Annotated in this window: 15 protein-coding genes; 3 read left to right on the top strand and 12 right to left on the bottom strand. The window is 73.8% G+C overall.

Annotation, left to right across the window (positions count from 1 at the left end; all coding sequences use genetic code 11):
• Positions 1 to 146: 146 nt before the first annotated feature.
• Positions 147 to 1,442 (top strand): DUF5667 domain-containing protein, encoded by a 1,296-nt coding sequence (locus BOQ63_RS25750; RefSeq protein ID WP_150476121.1) that lies wholly within the window; start codon positions 147 to 149, stop codon positions 1,440 to 1,442.
• Between the two features lie 62 nt (positions 1,443 to 1,504).
• On the opposite strand, the gene BOQ63_RS25745 is transcribed toward BOQ63_RS25750, so the two are convergent.
• The 7 genes from BOQ63_RS25745 to proC all read right to left on the bottom strand — a co-directional run bounded on the left by BOQ63_RS25745 (position 1,505) and on the right by proC (position 7,952).
• Complete coding sequence (locus BOQ63_RS25745) at positions 1,505 to 2,512, bottom strand: lysophospholipid acyltransferase family protein (protein WP_030284317.1); 1,008 nt, start codon at positions 2,510 to 2,512, stop codon at positions 1,505 to 1,507.
• 6 nt (positions 2,513 to 2,518) lie between these two features.
• Positions 2,519 to 3,625: an NAD-dependent epimerase/dehydratase family protein gene (locus tag BOQ63_RS25740; protein ID WP_030284319.1), complete on the bottom strand. Its 1,107-nt coding sequence runs from the start codon at positions 3,623 to 3,625 to the stop codon at positions 2,519 to 2,521.
• Positions 3,626 to 3,775: 150 nt separating this feature from the next.
• Entirely contained in the window at positions 3,776 to 3,874 is a 99-nt protein-coding gene (locus BOQ63_RS25735; protein WP_003948845.1) for a 30S ribosomal protein bS22, read from the bottom strand.
• A 192-nt stretch (positions 3,875 to 4,066) separates the two neighbouring features.
• The gene (locus BOQ63_RS25730; protein ID WP_045699258.1) at positions 4,067 to 4,276 is read right to left on the bottom strand and encodes a helix-turn-helix domain-containing protein; all 210 of its coding nucleotides are present in this window, start codon (positions 4,274 to 4,276) and stop codon (positions 4,067 to 4,069) included.
• Positions 4,277 to 4,501: 225 nt separating this feature from the next.
• On the bottom strand, positions 4,502 to 5,698 hold the full coding sequence (locus tag BOQ63_RS25725; protein ID WP_046386055.1) for an acetoin utilization protein AcuC: 1,197 nt from the start codon (positions 5,696 to 5,698) through the stop codon (positions 4,502 to 4,504).
• A 98-nt stretch (positions 5,699 to 5,796) separates the two neighbouring features.
• Positions 5,797 to 7,038, bottom strand: coding sequence for an MFS transporter (locus tag BOQ63_RS25720; RefSeq protein WP_051746877.1), 1,242 nt, complete (start codon positions 7,036 to 7,038; stop codon positions 5,797 to 5,799).
• Positions 7,039 to 7,124: 86 nt separating this feature from the next.
• Positions 7,125 to 7,952, bottom strand: coding sequence for a pyrroline-5-carboxylate reductase (proC, locus tag BOQ63_RS25715; RefSeq protein WP_030284325.1), 828 nt, complete (start codon positions 7,950 to 7,952; stop codon positions 7,125 to 7,127).
• A 225-nt stretch (positions 7,953 to 8,177) separates the two neighbouring features.
• On the opposite strand from proC, the gene BOQ63_RS25710 reads away from it, so the two are divergent.
• Positions 8,178 to 8,627, top strand: coding sequence for a hypothetical protein (locus tag BOQ63_RS25710; RefSeq protein ID WP_143174775.1), 450 nt, complete (start codon positions 8,178 to 8,180; stop codon positions 8,625 to 8,627).
• Positions 8,628 to 8,737: 110 nt separating this feature from the next.
• Positions 8,738 to 10,063, top strand: a complete 1,326-nt coding sequence (locus BOQ63_RS25705; protein WP_072655039.1) for an SCO2583/SCO2584 N-terminal domain-containing protein — start codon at positions 8,738 to 8,740, stop codon at positions 10,061 to 10,063.
• A gap of 3 nt (positions 10,064 to 10,066) precedes the next feature.
• Here the strand turns inward: BOQ63_RS25705 and BOQ63_RS25700 are convergent, their stop codons facing one another.
• The 5 genes from BOQ63_RS25700 to BOQ63_RS25680 all read right to left on the bottom strand — a co-directional run bounded on the left by BOQ63_RS25700 (position 10,067) and on the right by BOQ63_RS25680 (position 15,869).
• Complete coding sequence (locus tag BOQ63_RS25700; RefSeq protein ID WP_030551616.1) at positions 10,067 to 10,579, bottom strand: hypothetical protein; 513 nt, start codon at positions 10,577 to 10,579, stop codon at positions 10,067 to 10,069.
• Positions 10,580 to 10,684: 105 nt separating this feature from the next.
• Positions 10,685 to 12,529, bottom strand: coding sequence for a dihydroxy-acid dehydratase (ilvD, locus tag BOQ63_RS25695; protein WP_030284333.1), 1,845 nt, complete (start codon positions 12,527 to 12,529; stop codon positions 10,685 to 10,687).
• Positions 12,530 to 12,669: 140 nt separating this feature from the next.
• Complete coding sequence (locus tag BOQ63_RS25690; protein WP_072655038.1) at positions 12,670 to 13,440, bottom strand: class I SAM-dependent methyltransferase; 771 nt, start codon at positions 13,438 to 13,440, stop codon at positions 12,670 to 12,672.
• Positions 13,441 to 13,492: 52 nt separating this feature from the next.
• On the bottom strand, positions 13,493 to 14,296 hold the full coding sequence (locus tag BOQ63_RS25685; protein ID WP_030284337.1) for a sugar phosphate isomerase/epimerase family protein: 804 nt from the start codon (positions 14,294 to 14,296) through the stop codon (positions 13,493 to 13,495).
• 610 nt (positions 14,297 to 14,906) lie between these two features.
• Complete coding sequence (locus BOQ63_RS25680; protein WP_030284339.1) at positions 14,907 to 15,869, bottom strand: Ppx/GppA family phosphatase; 963 nt, start codon at positions 15,867 to 15,869, stop codon at positions 14,907 to 14,909.
• Positions 15,870 to 15,967: the final 98 nt, after the last annotated feature.

Raw genomic sequence — 15,967 nt, 5'->3', positions numbered from 1 at the left:
CACCGCTCGTTGGCCAGCGTGCAAGCCCCCACCAGGCGTACGGTCAAGCCGAATTGCGACCTGTCACCCGATGGAGTGGCTTTGGCCCGCCGGGGCAACCGTCCGGCAGGCCGGGGTGTCGACAACGACGAAGGGAGGTGTGGCCCGTGACGGCAAACGTGCTGGAGCACCGGCGGGCGAAGGCCTTCGCCGAGGCGCTGGAGGCCCACCAGGCGGAGCAACGCCGCGCGGCCAACGCCGAATCGGCCAACGCCGCTTCCACCGAAGCGGGTTCGGTCGCGATGGCCGAACTGGTCGGCCTGGCCGACGCACTGGGGGCACTGCCCGGACCGGCCCTGGACCGGGAGGTCCGGACGGTCCAACGGGCCCAGCTGATGGCGGCGTTCGAGCAGGCCTTCGCGGGCGGGCCGGGCGCCGCGGTGCCCCGCCAGCGCCGCCACCGGACCATCCGGACGGCGCCGCGCGGCCGGTGGAGCCGCCGCTTCGCGATCGGCGGGCTGGTCGCCGGGCTCGCCGTCGGCAGCCTGGCCGGGGCCGCCGCCGCGAGTTCCAGTGCCCTCCCCGGGGACACGCTCTACGGCATGAAGCGTGGCCTCGAAGGGCTCCGGCTGGATCTCGCGGACTCCGACTCGGAACGCGGCCGGCTACTGCTCGACAACGCCGCCACGCGGCTCGGCGAGGCCAACGCCCTGGTCGGCCAGCCCGGTTCGGCCACCGCGCTCAGCCCGGCCACCGTCGACCGGGTGCGCCGGGCGCTGGACGACATGCACGCCGACGCCCTCAGGGGCCGCGACCTGCTGCGCTCGGTCTACCGCAGCAACGGCTCGCTGGAGCCGATGCGTGCGCTGGCCGGCTTCGCCCACGACGAGGACGGCCGCTGGAGCGAGCTGCAGGGTCGCCTGCCGGTCCAACTGACCCAGCAGGCGCACCTGGTGGACCAGCTCTTCGACGCCATAAGCGAGGACGTCGCGCCCCTGCGCCTGGCCCAGCCCCCCGCCAAGAGCGGTGACCCGGCCGGCACCGGAGCGGGCGACGACTCGTCCTCCTCGCCCGGCGGCTCCCCGGACGGCTCCGGCACGAACGGCACCGGCGCCGCGCCCGGCTCCGGGCAGTCCCAGGGCAGCACGGGCAACCGCCCCGGCACCGACCACGCCCCGGCCGCCACCGGCACCGGCAGCACGGCCGGCAACGGGAAGGGCGCCGGCCTGCCGAGCACCCTGCCCAGCAACGCCCCGGACGCGGTCAACGGGCTGGTCGGCGGCCTCACCAGCGGGCTCTCCGGCGCGGGCAAGCCCTCGCCGAGCACCGACGCGGCCCCGCCGCAGGTGCCGCAGCCGCCGTCCGGCCCGGCCAGCGCGCCGACGGGCGCCCAGCAGGGGGTGGACGTGCCCCCGCTGATCCCCGGTCTGCTGCCCGGGCTGCGGATCCTCGGCGGCAGCTGAGCGAGGCGGTGTGACGGTGCCCCCGGCGGAGTCCGCTCCGCCGGGGGCACCGTCACGTCGGATCAGAAGAACACCGAACGCCGCTGCACCAGCAGCTGGTACAAGGTGTGCTGGATGGTCTCGCGCACCTCGTCGGCCAGGTCGAAGACCAGCATCGGGTCGTCCGCCGCCTCCGCCGGGTAGCCGTCGGTGGCGATCGGCTCGCCGAAGCGGATCGTCCACTTGGTCGGCAGCGGCAGCATGCCGAGCGGCCCCAGCCACGGGAAGGTCGGCGTGATCGGCACGTACGGCAGGCCGAGCAGCCGGGCCAGCGTCTTGACGTTGCCGATCATCGGGTAGGTCTCCTCCGCCCCGACGATCGAGCACGGCACGATCGGCACCTTCGCCCGCAGCGCCGAGGAGACGAAGCCGCCGCGGCCGAAGCGCTGGAGCTTGTAGCGCTCGGAGAACGGCTTGCCGATGCCCTTGAAGCCCTCCGGCCAGACCCCGACCACCTCGCCGCGCTCCAGCAGCGCCTGGGCGTCCTCGTTGCAGGCCAGGGTGTGACCCGCCTTGCGGGCCAGCTCGTTGACGCCCGGCAGCACGAAGACCAGGTCGGCGGCGAGCATCCGCAGATGCCGGTGGTGCGGGTGGTGGTCGTGGATGACCACCTGGGTCATCAGGGCGTCCAGCGGGAGGGTGCCGGAGTGGTTGGCGACGACCAGCGCGCCACCCTCGGCCGGGATGTTCTCGATCCCCTGGACCTCGATCCGGAAGTACTTCTCGGCCAGCGGTCGCAGCAGCGAGAGCAGCACCTCCTCGGTGAGCTCCCGGTCGAAGCCGAACTCGTCCACCTCGTAGTCGCCGGTGATCCGGCGGCGCAGGAAGGCCAGCCCCTCGGTGGCCCGGGCCTCCCAGCCCTTGCCGAACAGCCGGGTGGCCGCCGGGCCGAGCTGCCCGGACAGCGCCCCGCCGACGGCTCCGGCGAGCCGGTCGGCCAGGCCGGGGCCCTCCGGAGAACTCCAGCTGGGGGCGGACTCGATCGGGATGACCTTGGCCTCACCCGGCGCGTTCTCGGCGGCGGCACTCATCGCGGGTCAGCTCCTCGGGCGGTGGGGGCGGTTCGGTACGGCGGCGGTCACGGCGGCCGGGGCTTCCGGGCCGAGCAGGGCGGCCAGCCGGTCGGTGACGGCGGACAGCCGCTCGGGCGGCAGCAGGCCGGGGCCCTGGGCGGCGGCGAGGTCGGCGAAGGCCTCCGGCGTGGTGAACGCCGGGCGGTAGCCGAACACCTCCCGCAACCGGGCGGTGTCCACCACCCGGCCGTGGGTGAGCAGCCGCAGCTGCTCCGGTGAGACGTCCACCAGCCGGGTCTGCCGCGCCAGCGAGGCCATCCAGCTGATCGCGGGCAGCAGCAGCGGCACGGTGGGGCGGCCGAGCCGGCGGGCGCACTGGGAGAGCAGCAGCACGCCCTCCCCCGCCACGTTGAAGGTGCCGGTGTTGACGGTGCCCGGCTCGGGCTCGTCGACGGCCCGGCAGAGCACCGCGACGGCGTCGTCCTCGTGGACGAACTGCAGCCTGGGGTCGTAGCCGAGCACCGTCGGCAGCACCGGCAACGCGAAGTACTCGCTGAGCGGGGTGTCCGCGCCCGGGCCGACGATGTTGGCGAAGCGCAGCACCGTGACCGCGACGTCCGGACGGCGCCGGGCGAAGCCGCGCACGTAGCCCTCGACCTCGGCCGCGTCCTTGGCGAAGCCGCCGCCGGGCGGGTCCTTCGGCTGCATCCGCTCGCTGAACACCGCCGGGTCGCGGGGCGCGGAGCCGTAGACGCCGGTGGTGGACTTCACCACCAGCCGGCGCACCCCGGAGGCCTTCTGGCAGGCGCCGAGCAGCTGCATGGTGCCGATGACGTTGGACTCCTTCACCGCGGAGCGGTTGGTGGAGCCCAGCCCGGTGGCACTGACACTGAGGTGCACCACGGTGTCCACCCGGTGCTCGGCGATCACCCGGGACACCGCCGGGCGGCGCAGGTCGAGCTGGTGGAAGGTGTACGGCGCGGCCGGGCCGTCCGGCTCCTCGACCGGCAGCCGCGGCGGCTGCACGTCCACGCCGACGACCCGGTCCACCCCCGGCCGACGACGGACCTCGGCGGCGAAGCGGGCACCGAGATGGCGTGCCACGCCGGTGACGAGCACGACCACGCCCACGGTGCTGCACCCCATTCCCTCGACCCGAGCGGCCTGCGTGCACCGTACCGCGACGCCCCGCCAGGCGGTGAAACGACACCGCCCGCCCCGGCCACTGGGGCCGGGACGGGCGGTGGAAGCGCTGGGCGCGCTGGGCGCGGCCGGGGGCGCTTACTTCTTGTTGCGACGCTGAACGCGGGTCCGCTTCAGAAGCTTGCGGTGCTTCTTCTTGGCCATACGCTTGCGACGCTTCTTGATGACAGAGCCCACGGAACAACCCTCGCTCACTGAGACTCTCGTCCGTGAGAGACGGAGTCCATACGACTGACGTGAGGGCCTAGCCTACCGTCCGCGTGGCCGGGGCTGTAAATCGCACTCCCGGCAGCCGGGAAACTCCCGGGGAATCCGGGGCGAACGGGGGCGCGTCCACGGCTGCGGACGCGCCCCCGCCCGGCCCGTCGGCTACGCGCTCTCGAGCCGCACGTACGACTCCTTGAGGTACTCGTGCACCGCCTGCTGGGGCACCCGGAAGGACCGTCCGACCCGGATGGCCGGCAGCTCTCCGCTGTGCACCAACCGGTACACCGTCATCTTGGACACCCGCATGACCGCGGCGACCTCGGCCACGGTCAGGAAGACGACTTCCTGCAGGGGGCGCTCGACGGAACTCATGACCATCACCCGACCCTTAACCCGTGTGCAAGGCACCGGCTTCCCCTCCGGTGACTCCACCGGCACACGTGTATCCCCAGAGTAGTTATGGGTGGTACCAGTGGGAAGAGGGGAGATGCAGTCCTCGTACTGTGGGAGATAGCACCGTTGCAGTACGTAGTCACTCGGCGGTTCGCACCAGTGGGCGTACGCACGGCCCGCCCGGCGCGTGGCCGGACGGCGGTTTCAGGCCAGCAGTCCGTGGTGCGGGAACACCGCGCGGCGGCCGGCGAGGATGGCCTGATCGAGTCGGTCGGCCGGATCGTAACCCGATTCGAAATCGCGCCAGGCCGGGCGGGCGCCGTCGGTCATCCGCAGCGGGGCGGGGCGGCGGGTGCGGCGGTAGACCTCGGCGCGCCAGGCCTCGGGGGTCTCGGTGGCCGGGTCGACGGGCCGGCCGGCGGCGGTGGCGACCAGGTGGGTCCAGGTGCGCGGGACGACGTCCACCACCGCGTAGCCGCCGCCCCCGGTGGCCACCCAGCGGCCGTCGGCGTACCGGTGGGCCAGCTCGTGCAGTTCCTCGGCGATCAGCCGCTGGGCGTCCACGGTCACGGCGAGGTGGGCGAGCGGGTCCTCCAAATGGGTGTCCGCGCCGTGCTGGGTGACCAGGACCTGTGGCCGGAAGGCTTCGAGCAGTTCGGGCACCAGGGCGTGGAAGGCGCGCAGCCAGCCGGCGTCGCCGGTGCCGGCCGGCAGCGGCAGGTTGGCGGCGGAGCCGGGGGCGTCCGGGCCGCCGGTCTCGCTGGGCCAGCCGGTCTGCGGGAAGAGGGTGGCCGGGTGCTCGTGCAGCGAGACGGTCAGCACCCTGGGGTCGTTCCAGAAGGCCTCCTGGACACCGTCGCCGTGGTGGACGTCCACGTCCACGTAGGCGATCCGTTCGGCACCGAGTTCGAGCAGCCGGGCGATGGCCAGGGCCGGGTCGTTGTAGACGCAGAAGCCGGAGGCCTTGCCGGGCATCGCGTGGTGCAGCCCGCCGGCGAAGTTGACGGCGTGCGGGGTGTCGCCGCGCCAGACCGCCTCGGCGGCGGCGACCGACTGACCGGCGATCAGCGCGGAGGCCGAGTGGACCGCCGGGAAGGACCAGTTGTCGTCGGTGCCGAGCCCGTGCCGGGGGTCCGACTGCTCGGGGTGCGCGGCGGCGTGCTTGACCGCCTCGACGTACTCCCGGGTGTGCACCAGATGCAGGGTGGACTCCCCGGCGGGCGGCGCGGAACGGACGGTCACCCCCGGCCCGGTGTCCAGCCCGAGGGCCTCGACCAGGCGCATGGTGAGCGCCAGCCGGGTCGGGTCCATCGGGTGGCCGGGGCCGAAGTCGTAGGCGGTGACGGCCTCGTCCCAGAAGAGGTGCAGGCCGCAGGGGGTGTCACGCTCGGCTTCGGGCATGGCCTCCACCGTAGTGGGTGGGGGCGGACGGGCGGCGGTCAGGGCTCGCCGACCCACGGCGGGAAGGCACCGCCGCCGCACCGCGGCGGGCGCCGTCCTCACCCGGTGGCGGGCGCCGCCACCGGGGCCGGGGCGAAGCGCTCGGCCAGCGGCAGCACGGCGAGCACCAACAGCATCGGGGCGAGCAGCGCCCAGCGGTACGAGCTCGCGTCCGCGACCGCGCCGACCAGCGGCGAACCGATCAGGAAGCCCACGTAGTTGAAGAGGTTGAGCCGGGCCACGGCGGCGTCCGAGTCGGCCGGGAAGAGCCGCCCGCCGGCCGCGAACACCTGCGGGATGATCGCGCAGATGCCGAAGCCGAGCACGGTGAACGAGGCGATGCCCGCCCAGGCCGCGGGAGCCACCGCGGCCAGCCCGAAGCCGAGCGCGGCCAGTGCGGCTCCGCCGCGCACTACCGCGACGGTGCCGAAGCGCTGCACCGCGCGGTCGCCCAGGGCCCGGCCCAGCAGCATCGCGACCATGTAGCCGAGGTAGGAGAGCTTGGCCAGGTCCTCGCGGCTGCCCAGAACGTCGGTGAGGTACTTGACGCTGTAGTTGGAGACCGAGGCGTCCGCGATGTACGCGCAGGCCATCGCGAGGCACAGCGGCAGCAGCGGGCGCCAGGGGATGGACCGGGCGGCGGCCTCGGCGGCCTCCCGGACGGCGTCGCCGAGTTCGGCCGGTCCGGCGGTGGGGGTCCCCCCGGCCGAAGGCTGGGGGAGGGTGCCGGTCAGCACCGCGAGCGGGGCGATCACCGCCCCGGCCGTGCCGAACAGCACCGGCAGCCCCAGGTCGTAGTGCGAGCCGAGGCCGGCGATCCCCGCGCCGAGGATGCCGCCGAGGCTGAACGCGGCGTGGAACCCGATCATGATCGAGCGGCCGTAGCGGTGCTGGAGGCCCACCCCCAGCATGTTCATGCTGGCGTCCAGCGCGCCCACCAGCAGCCCGAACGCGCCGAGCGCGAGGGCGAGTTGCCACAGCGAACCGCCCAGCCCGGCGCCCGCCAGGCTGAGGCAGACCGCCGGCTGGACCACCCGCAGCACGGCCCGGGCGCCGGTGCGCTTCACCAGTTGCTCGGAGAGGATCGAGCCCACCCCGGCCAGGATCGGCACCGCGGCCAGGAAGACCGGCAGCAGCCCGTCGCTCAGCCCGTACCGGTGCTGGATCTCCGGGATGCAGGTGACCAGCAGCGCGAAGGTGGTGCCCTGGAGCAGGAAGCTGACGGCGAGCGCCGCCCGCCCGACGCGCAGGCCGGGCGCCATCGGGGACGGGACGGGCTGCACGGACGGCGCGGCGCTCATGCGGGAACCTCGCTACTGGCCGGTACGGACGACGGTGGCCGAGAGCGTAGGGGCTGCGCCGCGATTGCGGGAGGGGTCGCGCGCGATCACTTCCCGCCGGAGGCCAGCTCCCGGGAGCGGTCCCGGGCCGCCTCCAGCGCGCCCAGCAACGCCGCCCGCACCCCGTGGTTCTCCAGCTCGCGGATGGCCGCGATGGTCGTGCCGGCCGGGGAGGTGACCGCCTCACGCAGCTTCACCGGGTGCTCGCCGGAGTCGCGCAACATCACCGAGGCACCGATCGCGGACTGCACGATCAGGTCGTGCGCCACCTGGCGGGGCAGGCCGAGCAGGATGCCCGCGTCCGTCATCGCCTCCACCAGGAAGTAGAAGTAGGCCGGGCCGGAGCCGGACAGCGCGGTGGCGGCGTCCTGCTGGGACTCCGGCAGCCGCAGCGCCTTGCCGACCGAGCTGAAGATCTCCTCGGCGCGCGCCAGGTGCTCCTCCCGGGCATGCGAGCCGCCGGAGATGACGCTCATCCCCTCGTCCACCAGCACCGGCGTGTTGGGCATCACCCGGACCACCGGGGTGCCGGCCGCCAGCCGCTCCTCGAACCAGGCGGTGGGGACGCCGGCCGCCGCCGAGATCACCAGCCGGTCCGGGCTGATGTGCGGGGCCAGCTCCTCCAGCAGGGTGCCCATGTCCTGCGGCTTGACCGCGAGGATCAGGGTGTCGGCCAGCTTGGCGGCCTCGGCGTTGGAGACGGCCACCACGCCGTAGCGGTCGGTGAGTTCGGCCGCGCGCTCGGGCCGACGGGCGGTCACCAGGACGTCCGACGGGGCCTTGCCGGCCCGCAGCAGACCGGAGAGCAGGGCCTCGCCGATCTTGCCGGTGCCCAGGAAGGCGATCTTCTGTCCGTGTGCTGCGCTGCTGCCCATGGTCCGCTCCTAGCCTCGGTACTGCGGCCATCCTCGCACCGCTCGGCGGCGCCCGGCGGGACCGTCCGGTCCGTGGTCGGCGGGCTCGGGGAGGCCGTCGTACGGCTGGCTGTGCGGCGGCGGGCGGGGCCGCTGCCCGGCAGCCGCCAAGGCCGTTGCCCCTAGGGTGAAAACTCGGGGGTTTCCCCTATGGCCTCCACGCCCGGGCAGGCGCACCGTGGAGCCATGGCACACGACGGAATGTCCCGACGAGAGAACCGGCAACTCGCCGTCGCCTCCGCGACGGTGGGCCCGTGGCGGACGGCCGCGGGAGTCGGTGCGGTGGTGGGGGCGACGGCCCTGGGGATCGAGGCGATCTCCGGCGACTGGTCGCTGAGCATGCTGGCCGAACCGGCCGGCTGGGGCCTGTTCTTCTTCTTCCTGGTCGGCTGGGCGGGCAACCAGCTGCGCGGGGACGGCGGCGACCGTCGGCTGAAGCGGTGGGCGCGGGAACACCCGTGGCAATCGGCGCTCCCGGCAGCCGGCGGGCTGCTGGTGCTGAACACGGTGGCCCAGATGCTCCTCGGCGACGAGGGCCTGTTCGGCGCGCTCCTCGTGTCGCTCATCCCGGCCGCCGTACTGATGTCGGTCGCCGGGGTGGTACACGGGGTGAAGCAGGCCCGCGGCAAGGGCTGACGGCGCATTTCCGGACAAGCGGCGGTGAACCACCCGGCCCCGCACACCGGTTCACCACAAGGTGTGCCCCCGATCAACGGATCGTCACACCCCGTCGGCATACTGGCGCGATGCCAATCGCCGAAGATCCGGAACCGCGCCCCTCGCAGGGCGGTGAGCCGGGCGGGTCCGACCCGTCCGGAGCGGGCGGGAAGGACCCGTTCGCAGACCTCGTGCTGGACGAGGAGTTCGTGCGCTCCGCCACCGTCAAGGAGCAGTCCGGCCGCACCCGGATGCTGGCCGCCCGCTGGAAGCACACCCCGCCGGTCGACCCGGGCGGCCGCCGCTCGGTCAACGACGGTCCGGCGACGCCCAAACGCCGGTTCGGGCGCAGGCCGGAGCTGCGGGTGGTCGACCCCTGGGGCAACCCGCGCCCGGCCAGGCGCCGGGGCGGTTGGTGGCGCACCCCGCTGGTGGTGCTGCTGGTCGTGGCGGGACTGCTCGCCTCGCTGAACGTCAACGCGGTCAGCAACTGGGTCTCCGGCCTGCGCTCCTCGAAGGCCGACGCGCCCGTCCCCGTGGTCGCCCCGGAGACGGCCCGGCCGACAACGGCTCCGCCGGACACTCCGGACGACCAGCCGACCGTCGACCACCCCTGGAAGGCCTCCCCGGCCGCGGGCTGGCCGACCGGCACGGAGGCGATGGTCCTGCCCGAGGCCAAGGCCACCGGGGTGTTCTCGGCCGACGAGGTCGCCGCCCAGCTCCAGCAGGTCAAGGACTACCTGGCGGCCGCCAACCTCGACCCCAAGGTGATCGCGGGTGCCCGTCCGGACGCCGCGCTGGCGATGCTCGACCACGAGGACCGCAAGGACGCGGCCGACGCCCTCGACCACCCGGGCAAGGACCACGACCCGCTGAGCTGGTTCTCCCGCTTCGACCCGCGCGAGGCGGTCCTGGTCGGCGACGCGGTCAAGGTCCAGGGCCGGCTCAGCTACGAGGGGGACGGTGACGGCGGCGTGCTGATCCACACCGACTTCACCTTCGTCTACCCGTTGCAGCCCGGCCCCGACGCCCGGAAGCTGGCCGAGGACCGCCCGGCCCCGTCCGCCACCCCGTCGGCGCCGCAGGGCGGCTCCGCCCGACCGGTGGGCCTGGTCGAGCCGGCCGCCGCCAGCTCCGGTGACACCTGGACGACCCGGACGATCGTGCGCAGGGTCGGTGACTACCGCTTCTACGATCCGGACCGGCACCAGGTCGACGCGAAGAAGATCGTCCTGGGGAAGGCCATGTCCGACGTGGGCAACAACGCCTGCTCCGTGTACGACGGCTTCGTGCATCCGCAGTTCCGCCAGTTCGCCCGGCCCCACCCCGAGCAGACCGGCCCGACCACGGATCCGTACGACCGCAGCCACGACCTGGCGCCGAGCGGCCAGTGCGGCACGACCAGCCGCGAGTGAGAATCAGCGCTTGCGCTTCGCGCCGGGTCGGCCGCTGCGGCCGGTCCGGCGCTTGCCGTACCGCTCGACGGCCCGCTCGTGGGCGGCCCGCTTGACGCCCTCGCCGGGGGCCTCGACCAGGCTGCGGGCGAAGTAGGCGGCCAGGCTGCCGGCCCCGCCGATCAGCCAGACGGCGCCGAGCGACCGGTCCTCGGCCATCCAGCCGGTCAGCTGGTCCTTGCCCTCGGTGAGCACCTTCCAGGTGCGCCGGACGGACATCATCGAGCAGACCGCGATCGCGGCGGTCAGCAGCCCGTTCAGGAAGCCGCCGTTGTCGGAGAGCGCGACGCCCTCGACGCCGAAGCGCAGCACCAGCGCGGCGGCCGCGGTGGCGACCAGGGCGCCGATCGAGACGCCGACCCGGCGCGGCCAGTAGCCGTTGTCCCGGTTGACCCAGGTGGTGCCGAAGAAACGGATCGGCTCCGGCTCGGGGGCACCGGCGGGCTTGGGGGCGGGGGTGGGGGGCTGCTCGCTCACGACGTCGATTATCACCCGAGCGACAGTTGTGACACTGCGCCCGGAGGGCGACGACGGAGGAGCCGTCCCGGACGCCGGGGCGGCTCCTCCTGATGGTGATCGGGCTCAGCCGAGCTTGCTGACGTCCCGGACGGCGCCCTTGTCGGCCGAGGTGGCCATCGCCGCGTAGGCCCGCAGCGCCTGGCTGACCTGGCGGTCGCGGTTCTTCGGCCGGTAGCCGTGCCCGGCCTCCAGGGCGCGGCGGCGCTCGGCGAGGACCTCGGCCGGCACCTCCAGGGAGATCGTCCGCCCCGGGATGTCGATGGCGATGGTGTCACCGTCCTCGACCAGGGCGATGGTGCCGCCGGAGGCGGCCTCCGGGGAGGCGTGGCCGATGGACAGGCCCGAGGTGCCGCCGGAGAAGCGGCCGTCGGTGATCAGCGCGCAGGCCTTGCCGAGGCCGCGGCCCTTGAGGAAGGAGGTCGGGTAGAGCATCTCCTGCATGCCCGGGCCGCCCTTGGGGCCCTCGTAGCGGATGACGACGACGTCGCCCTCCTTGATCCGCTTGGCGAGGATCGCCTCGACCGCGTCCTCCTGGGACTCGCAGACCACCGCCGGGCCGCTGAAGGTCCAGATCGACTCGTCGACGCCGGCGGTCTTCACGATGCAGCCGTCCTCGGCGAGGTTGCCGTACAGCACGGCCAGGCCGCCCTCGACCGAGTAGGCGTGCTCGACGCTGCGGATGCAGCCCCTGGCAGCGTCGGTGTCCAGCGACTCCCAGCGCTCGGACTGCGAGAAGGCCTCGGCGGAGCGCTTGCAGCCGGGGGCGGCGTGCCACAGCTCGACGGCCTCGGCGGAGGGGGAGCCGCCGCGCACGTCCCAGGTCTTGAGCCACTCGGCGAGCGAGTCGGAGTGGACGGTGTGGACGTCCTCGTTGAGCAGGCCGCCCCGGTACAGCTCGCCGAGGATGGCCGGGATGCCGCCGGCCCGGTGCACGTCCTCCATGTAGTACGAGCCGTTGGGCGCGACCTTGGAGAGGCAGGGCACCTTGCGGGAGATCGCGTCGATGGCCCGCATGTCGAAGTCCAGCTCGGCCTCCTGGGCGGCGGCGAGCAGGTGGAGGATGGTGTTGGTCGAGCCGCCCATGGCGATGTCCAGGGCCATGGCGTTCTCGAAGGCGGCGCGGTTCGCGATCGCGCGCGGCAGCACCGAGTCGTCGTCCTGGCCGTAGTGGCGGTTGGCGATCTCGACGACCGTCCGCCCGGCCTTCTCGTACAGGGCCCGGCGGGCGGTGTGGGTGGCGAGCACCGAGCCGTTGCCGGGCAGCGAGAGGCCGATCGCCTCGGTGAGGCAGTTCATCGAGTTGGCGGTGAACATGCCGGAGCAGGAGCCGCAGGTGGGGCAGGCGTTCTCCTCGATGATCGCGATGTCCTCGTCGGAGACGTTCTCGTTGACCGCCTGGGAGATCGCGTCGATCAGGTCCAGCTTGCGCACGGTGCCGTCGACCAGGGTGGCCTTGCCGGCCTCCATCGGGCCGCCGGAGACGAAGACGGTCGGGATGTTGAGGCGCAGCGCGGCCATCAGCATGCCGGGGGTGATCTTGTCGCAGTTGGAGATGCAGATCAGCGCGTCGGCGCAGTGCGCGTTGACCATGTACTCGACCGAGTCGGCGATCAGGTCGCGCGAGGGCAGCGAGTAGAGCATGCCGGCGTGGCCCATCGCGATGCCGTCGTCCACGGCGATGGTGTTGAACTCGCGCGGGATGCCGCCCGCCTGCTTGATCGCCTCGGAGACGATCCGGCCGACCGGCTGGAGGTGGGTATGGCCGGGGACGAACTCGGTGAAGGAGTTGGCGACCGCGATGATCGGCTTGCCGAAGTCCTCGCGGGCTACGCCGGCGGCCCGGAGAAGCGCCCGGGCGCCTGCCATGTTGCGACCGTGGGTGACCGTACGGGACCTCAGCTCGGGCACTGTGCTCCACTCCTTCGGGGCTGTCGCCGGCACCCCGCCGGTGAGGAGGGTGCGGGGGCCGTGTGGCTTACGAGCCTACGCCCGCCGTCCGGCCGGCGGACGGTCCGTCCGCGATGCGGGCAGTCCGCGGGGCCGGCGGGTCAGCCCCGCCTGACGGCGACGGTGACGTCCAGGGTGAAGGGCTCGACCACCACGCCGTCCGGGAATTCGGCGAGCATGGCCTCCCGTTCGGCGGCCAGCACGGGCGCGCGCTCCTCGGGGCCGAGCGAGGCCAGGTAGGAGCGGGAGGTGAGGTCGGTGAGCACGTGCTCGACGGTGATCCGCCGCTCCCAGTGCAGCACCGCCCGTTCGACGGCGAGGCCGGCCGGGGCGAAGTGGCTGGTGTGGGCGCTGATGCCGCCGTAGCCGCGGTAGCGGTCGGGGAGGGCGGCGGCCATCCGCTCGGCCCGGGCCCGGACCCACGGCACGGTCTCGTCCTGCACGTTCCACCAGGTGGCGACGGCCCCGCCCGGCCGCAGCACCCGGATCGCCTCGGGGACGGACCGCTCGGGGCGGGTCCAGTGGAAGGCCTGGGCGTAGGTGACCAGGTCGGCGGACCCGTCGTGGAACGGCAGGTCGTCGCCGCCGCCGCGGACCAGCGGCAGGGTGGGCGAGGAGAGCAGGAACTGGGCGGCCATGCCGTCGCTGGGCTCGACCGCGACGACGTCCGCGCCCCGGGCGGCCAGCAGCCGGGTGGCGATGCCGGTACCCGCGCCGACGTCCAGGACCCTGGCTCCCTTGAGGCTCCGGCCCCAGAGCCGCTCCACCGTGTCGAGCAGCTCGTCGGGGTAGCGCGGCCGACCCCGGTCGTACTCGGCGGCGACCGCGCCGAAGCTGACCGCGAGCTCTCCGTGGTTCGGACTCCGCGTCATCTCTCTCCCGCCGTACGGCAGTTCGCATTCGCGCCCCCGATGGGCCCGGCGTTCAGCGTACGCGCGAGGGGGTGGCCAGGTGCAAGCGGGTGAAGGCCAGGGCCTCGGCCAGATCGGCCTCGCGTTCGGCGGGGGACGCGGCGCGGCGGGTGTTGACCTCCAGCACCACGTGGCCGTCGAAGCCGGTGCGGGCGAGGTGCTCCAGGAACTCGGCGCAGGGCTGCTTGCCCCGGCCCGGGATCAGGTGCTCGTCCTTGCCGGAGCCGCTGCCGTCGGCCAGGTGGACGTGGGCGAGCCGGTCGCCCATCCGCTCGGCCATGGCGAAGGCGTCGATCCGGGAGGTGGCGACGTGCGAGAGGTCGATGGTGAAGTGCCGGTAGTCCTCGTCGGTGACGTCCCAGCCGGGCGAGTAGGCCAGCACCTCGCGGTCGCGGTAGCGCCACGGGTACATGTTCTCGACGGCGAAGCGGACGTCGGTCTCGCCCGCCATCCGGCTGATGCCCTCGACGAACTCCCGGGCGTACTGCCGCTGCCAGCGGAACGGCGGGTGGACGACCACGGCGCTCGCGCCGAGCTTCTCGGCGGCCGCCCGGGCCCGGACCAGCTTGGTCCACGGGTCCGTGGTCCACACCCGCTGGGTGATCAGCAGGCAGGGCGCGTGCACGGCCAGGATCGGCAGCTGGTGGGCGTCGGAGAGCCGGCGCAGAGCCTCCAGGTCCTGGCTGACCGGGTCGTTCCAGACCATCACCTCGACCCCGTCGTAGCCGAGCTTGGCGGCCAGCTCGAAGGCGACGGCGGTGCTCGCCGGGTACACCGAGGCGGTGGACAGCACCACCTTGGTGTCCGGGATGTGCAGGGCCGGGTGCTGGGGCAGCACCAGCCGGTCGGTGGTGCGCAGCAGCGGCGGACGGGCGGCGTCGCGCTTGGCGGCCTTGACCGAGCGGACGGACTGGACGGCGGCCTTGGCGGCGCCGGCGGCCCGGGCGGTACGGGTCTCCTTGGGCGGCTGGCGGGGGTGCTCGGGCTTCTTCGCGGTCGTCGCGGCGGACTTGCGCGCGGACCTGCCGGCGGTGGGGGCCGCCGCCTTCTTGACGGCCTTCTTGGCGGTGCGCTGGGCCGCCTTCACAGCCTTCACGGCCTTGGTGGCCTTGGTGGCTTTGGTGGTGGCCTTGGTGTCCCGTTCCGCGGTGGCGTCGTTGCCCGCCTTGCCGAGCGCCCCCTTGCCGAGCGCCCCCTTGCCGAGCGCCGCCTTGCCGAGGCGACCGCGCGGGCCCACCGACCGCGGCTGCCCGTCCGCTCCGGGAGCGCGGCCCTCCTGCGTTCCGTCCTCGCCCGCTGGTTGCACCACGGGAGACAGCGTAAGCGGAGCACGCGCCGAACGGGACGGGACGCCCGGCGGAGTGACCATCGGCACGCCGGGCGGCCGCGCCACGAGGGGAGGCGGCGCCTACGGGGGTGAGCCGCGCCTACGGGGTGAGCGCGGGCCGGCGCTCGGTGGAGCTGCTGTCCATGGAGTCCAGCTGGCGCAGGATGATGCCCTCGCGCAGCGCCCAGGGGCAGACGTCCAGTTCCTCCAGGCCGAACAGGTCCATCGCGGCGTCGGCGACCAGCGCCCCGGCCAGCAGCTGCTTGGCCCGGCCCTCCGAGACGCCGGGGATCTGCGCGCGCTCGGCGACGGTCATCGTGGACAGTCGCGGCAGCCAGGCGGACAGCCCGCTGCGGGTGAGCCGGCGGTCGGCGTACGGGCCGGCGTCGGCGGGGGCGGCGCCGGTCATCCGGGCCAGCTGCCTGAAGGTCTTGGAGGTGGCGACGGCGTGCTGCGGCGGCCCGAGCCGGGAGATCTCGCCGACCACGTGGGCGATCTCGGCCCGGATGTGCCGTCTCAGCTCGCGCAGCCCGTCCGGGTCGGCGACGTCCCCGGGCAGCCAGCGGGCGGTCAGCCGCCCGGCGCCCAGCGGCAGCGAGCAGGCGACGTCCGGCTGCTCGTCCAGGCCGCAGGCGATCTCCAGCGAGCCTCCGCCGATGTCCAGGTTGAGCAGTCGGCCCGAGGACCAGCCGAACCAGCGGCGGACGGCCAGGAAGGTGAGCCGGGCCTCGTCCTGCCCGGAGAGCACCCGCAGTTCGACCCCGGTCTCGTCGGCGACCCGGCGCAGCACCTGCTCGCCGTTGGCGGCCTCGCGCACGGCGGAGGTGGCGAACGGCAGGATGTCGACCACGCCCTTGTCCTCGGCGACCCGCAGCGAGGAGGCGACATGCCCGATCAGCCGCTCGACCCCGGCCTCGCCTATCGCGCCGGACTCGTCGAGCAGCTCGGCCAGGCGCAGCTCGGCCTTGTGCGAGTAGGCGGCGAGCGGGGCGGCACCCGGATGGGCGTCCACCACGAGGAAGTGGACGGTGTTGGAACCTACGTCGAGCACACCGAGTCGCATAACTCTCCACGCTACGCGATTCGGGCGGCGAGGAGATCGGTTGTGACGGTATTCGCGCTGGTCTCGGTCGTCCCCGTGCGTTCCCGACCGTTCCGGGT

It is taken from the genome of Streptomyces viridifaciens, from assembly GCF_001888885.2.
In the GTDB taxonomy this organism is placed as follows: domain Bacteria; phylum Actinomycetota; class Actinomycetes; order Streptomycetales; family Streptomycetaceae; genus Kitasatospora; species Kitasatospora aureofaciens.
Note: the sequence above shows the minus strand (reverse complement) of the source record. Positions and strands in the feature narration are given on the sequence as shown.

Bases quoted from the DNA above. Each gene is read 5' to 3' on its own strand.
- BOQ63_RS25690 (WP_072655038.1), bottom strand. From the start codon at position 13,440: ATGACGCGGAGTCCGAACCACGGAGAGCTCGCGGTCAGCTTCGGCGCG.
- BOQ63_RS25710 (WP_143174775.1), top strand. From the start codon at position 8,178: ATGGCACACGACGGAATGTCCCGACGAGAGAACCGGCAACTCGCCGTC.
- BOQ63_RS25745 (WP_030284317.1), bottom strand. From the start codon at position 2,512: ATGAGTGCCGCCGCCGAGAACGCGCCGGGTGAGGCCAAGGTCATCCCG.
- proC (WP_030284325.1), bottom strand. From the start codon at position 7,952: ATGGGCAGCAGCGCAGCACACGGACAGAAGATCGCCTTCCTGGGCACC.
- BOQ63_RS25730 (WP_045699258.1), bottom strand. From the start codon at position 4,276: ATGAGTTCCGTCGAGCGCCCCCTGCAGGAAGTCGTCTTCCTGACCGTG.
- BOQ63_RS25680 (WP_030284339.1), bottom strand. From the start codon at position 15,869: ATGCGACTCGGTGTGCTCGACGTAGGTTCCAACACCGTCCACTTCCTC.
- BOQ63_RS25705 (WP_072655039.1), top strand. From the start codon at position 8,738: ATGCCAATCGCCGAAGATCCGGAACCGCGCCCCTCGCAGGGCGGTGAG.
- BOQ63_RS25720 (WP_051746877.1), bottom strand. From the start codon at position 7,038: ATGAGCGCCGCGCCGTCCGTGCAGCCCGTCCCGTCCCCGATGGCGCCC.
- BOQ63_RS25725 (WP_046386055.1), bottom strand. From the start codon at position 5,698: ATGCCCGAAGCCGAGCGTGACACCCCCTGCGGCCTGCACCTCTTCTGG.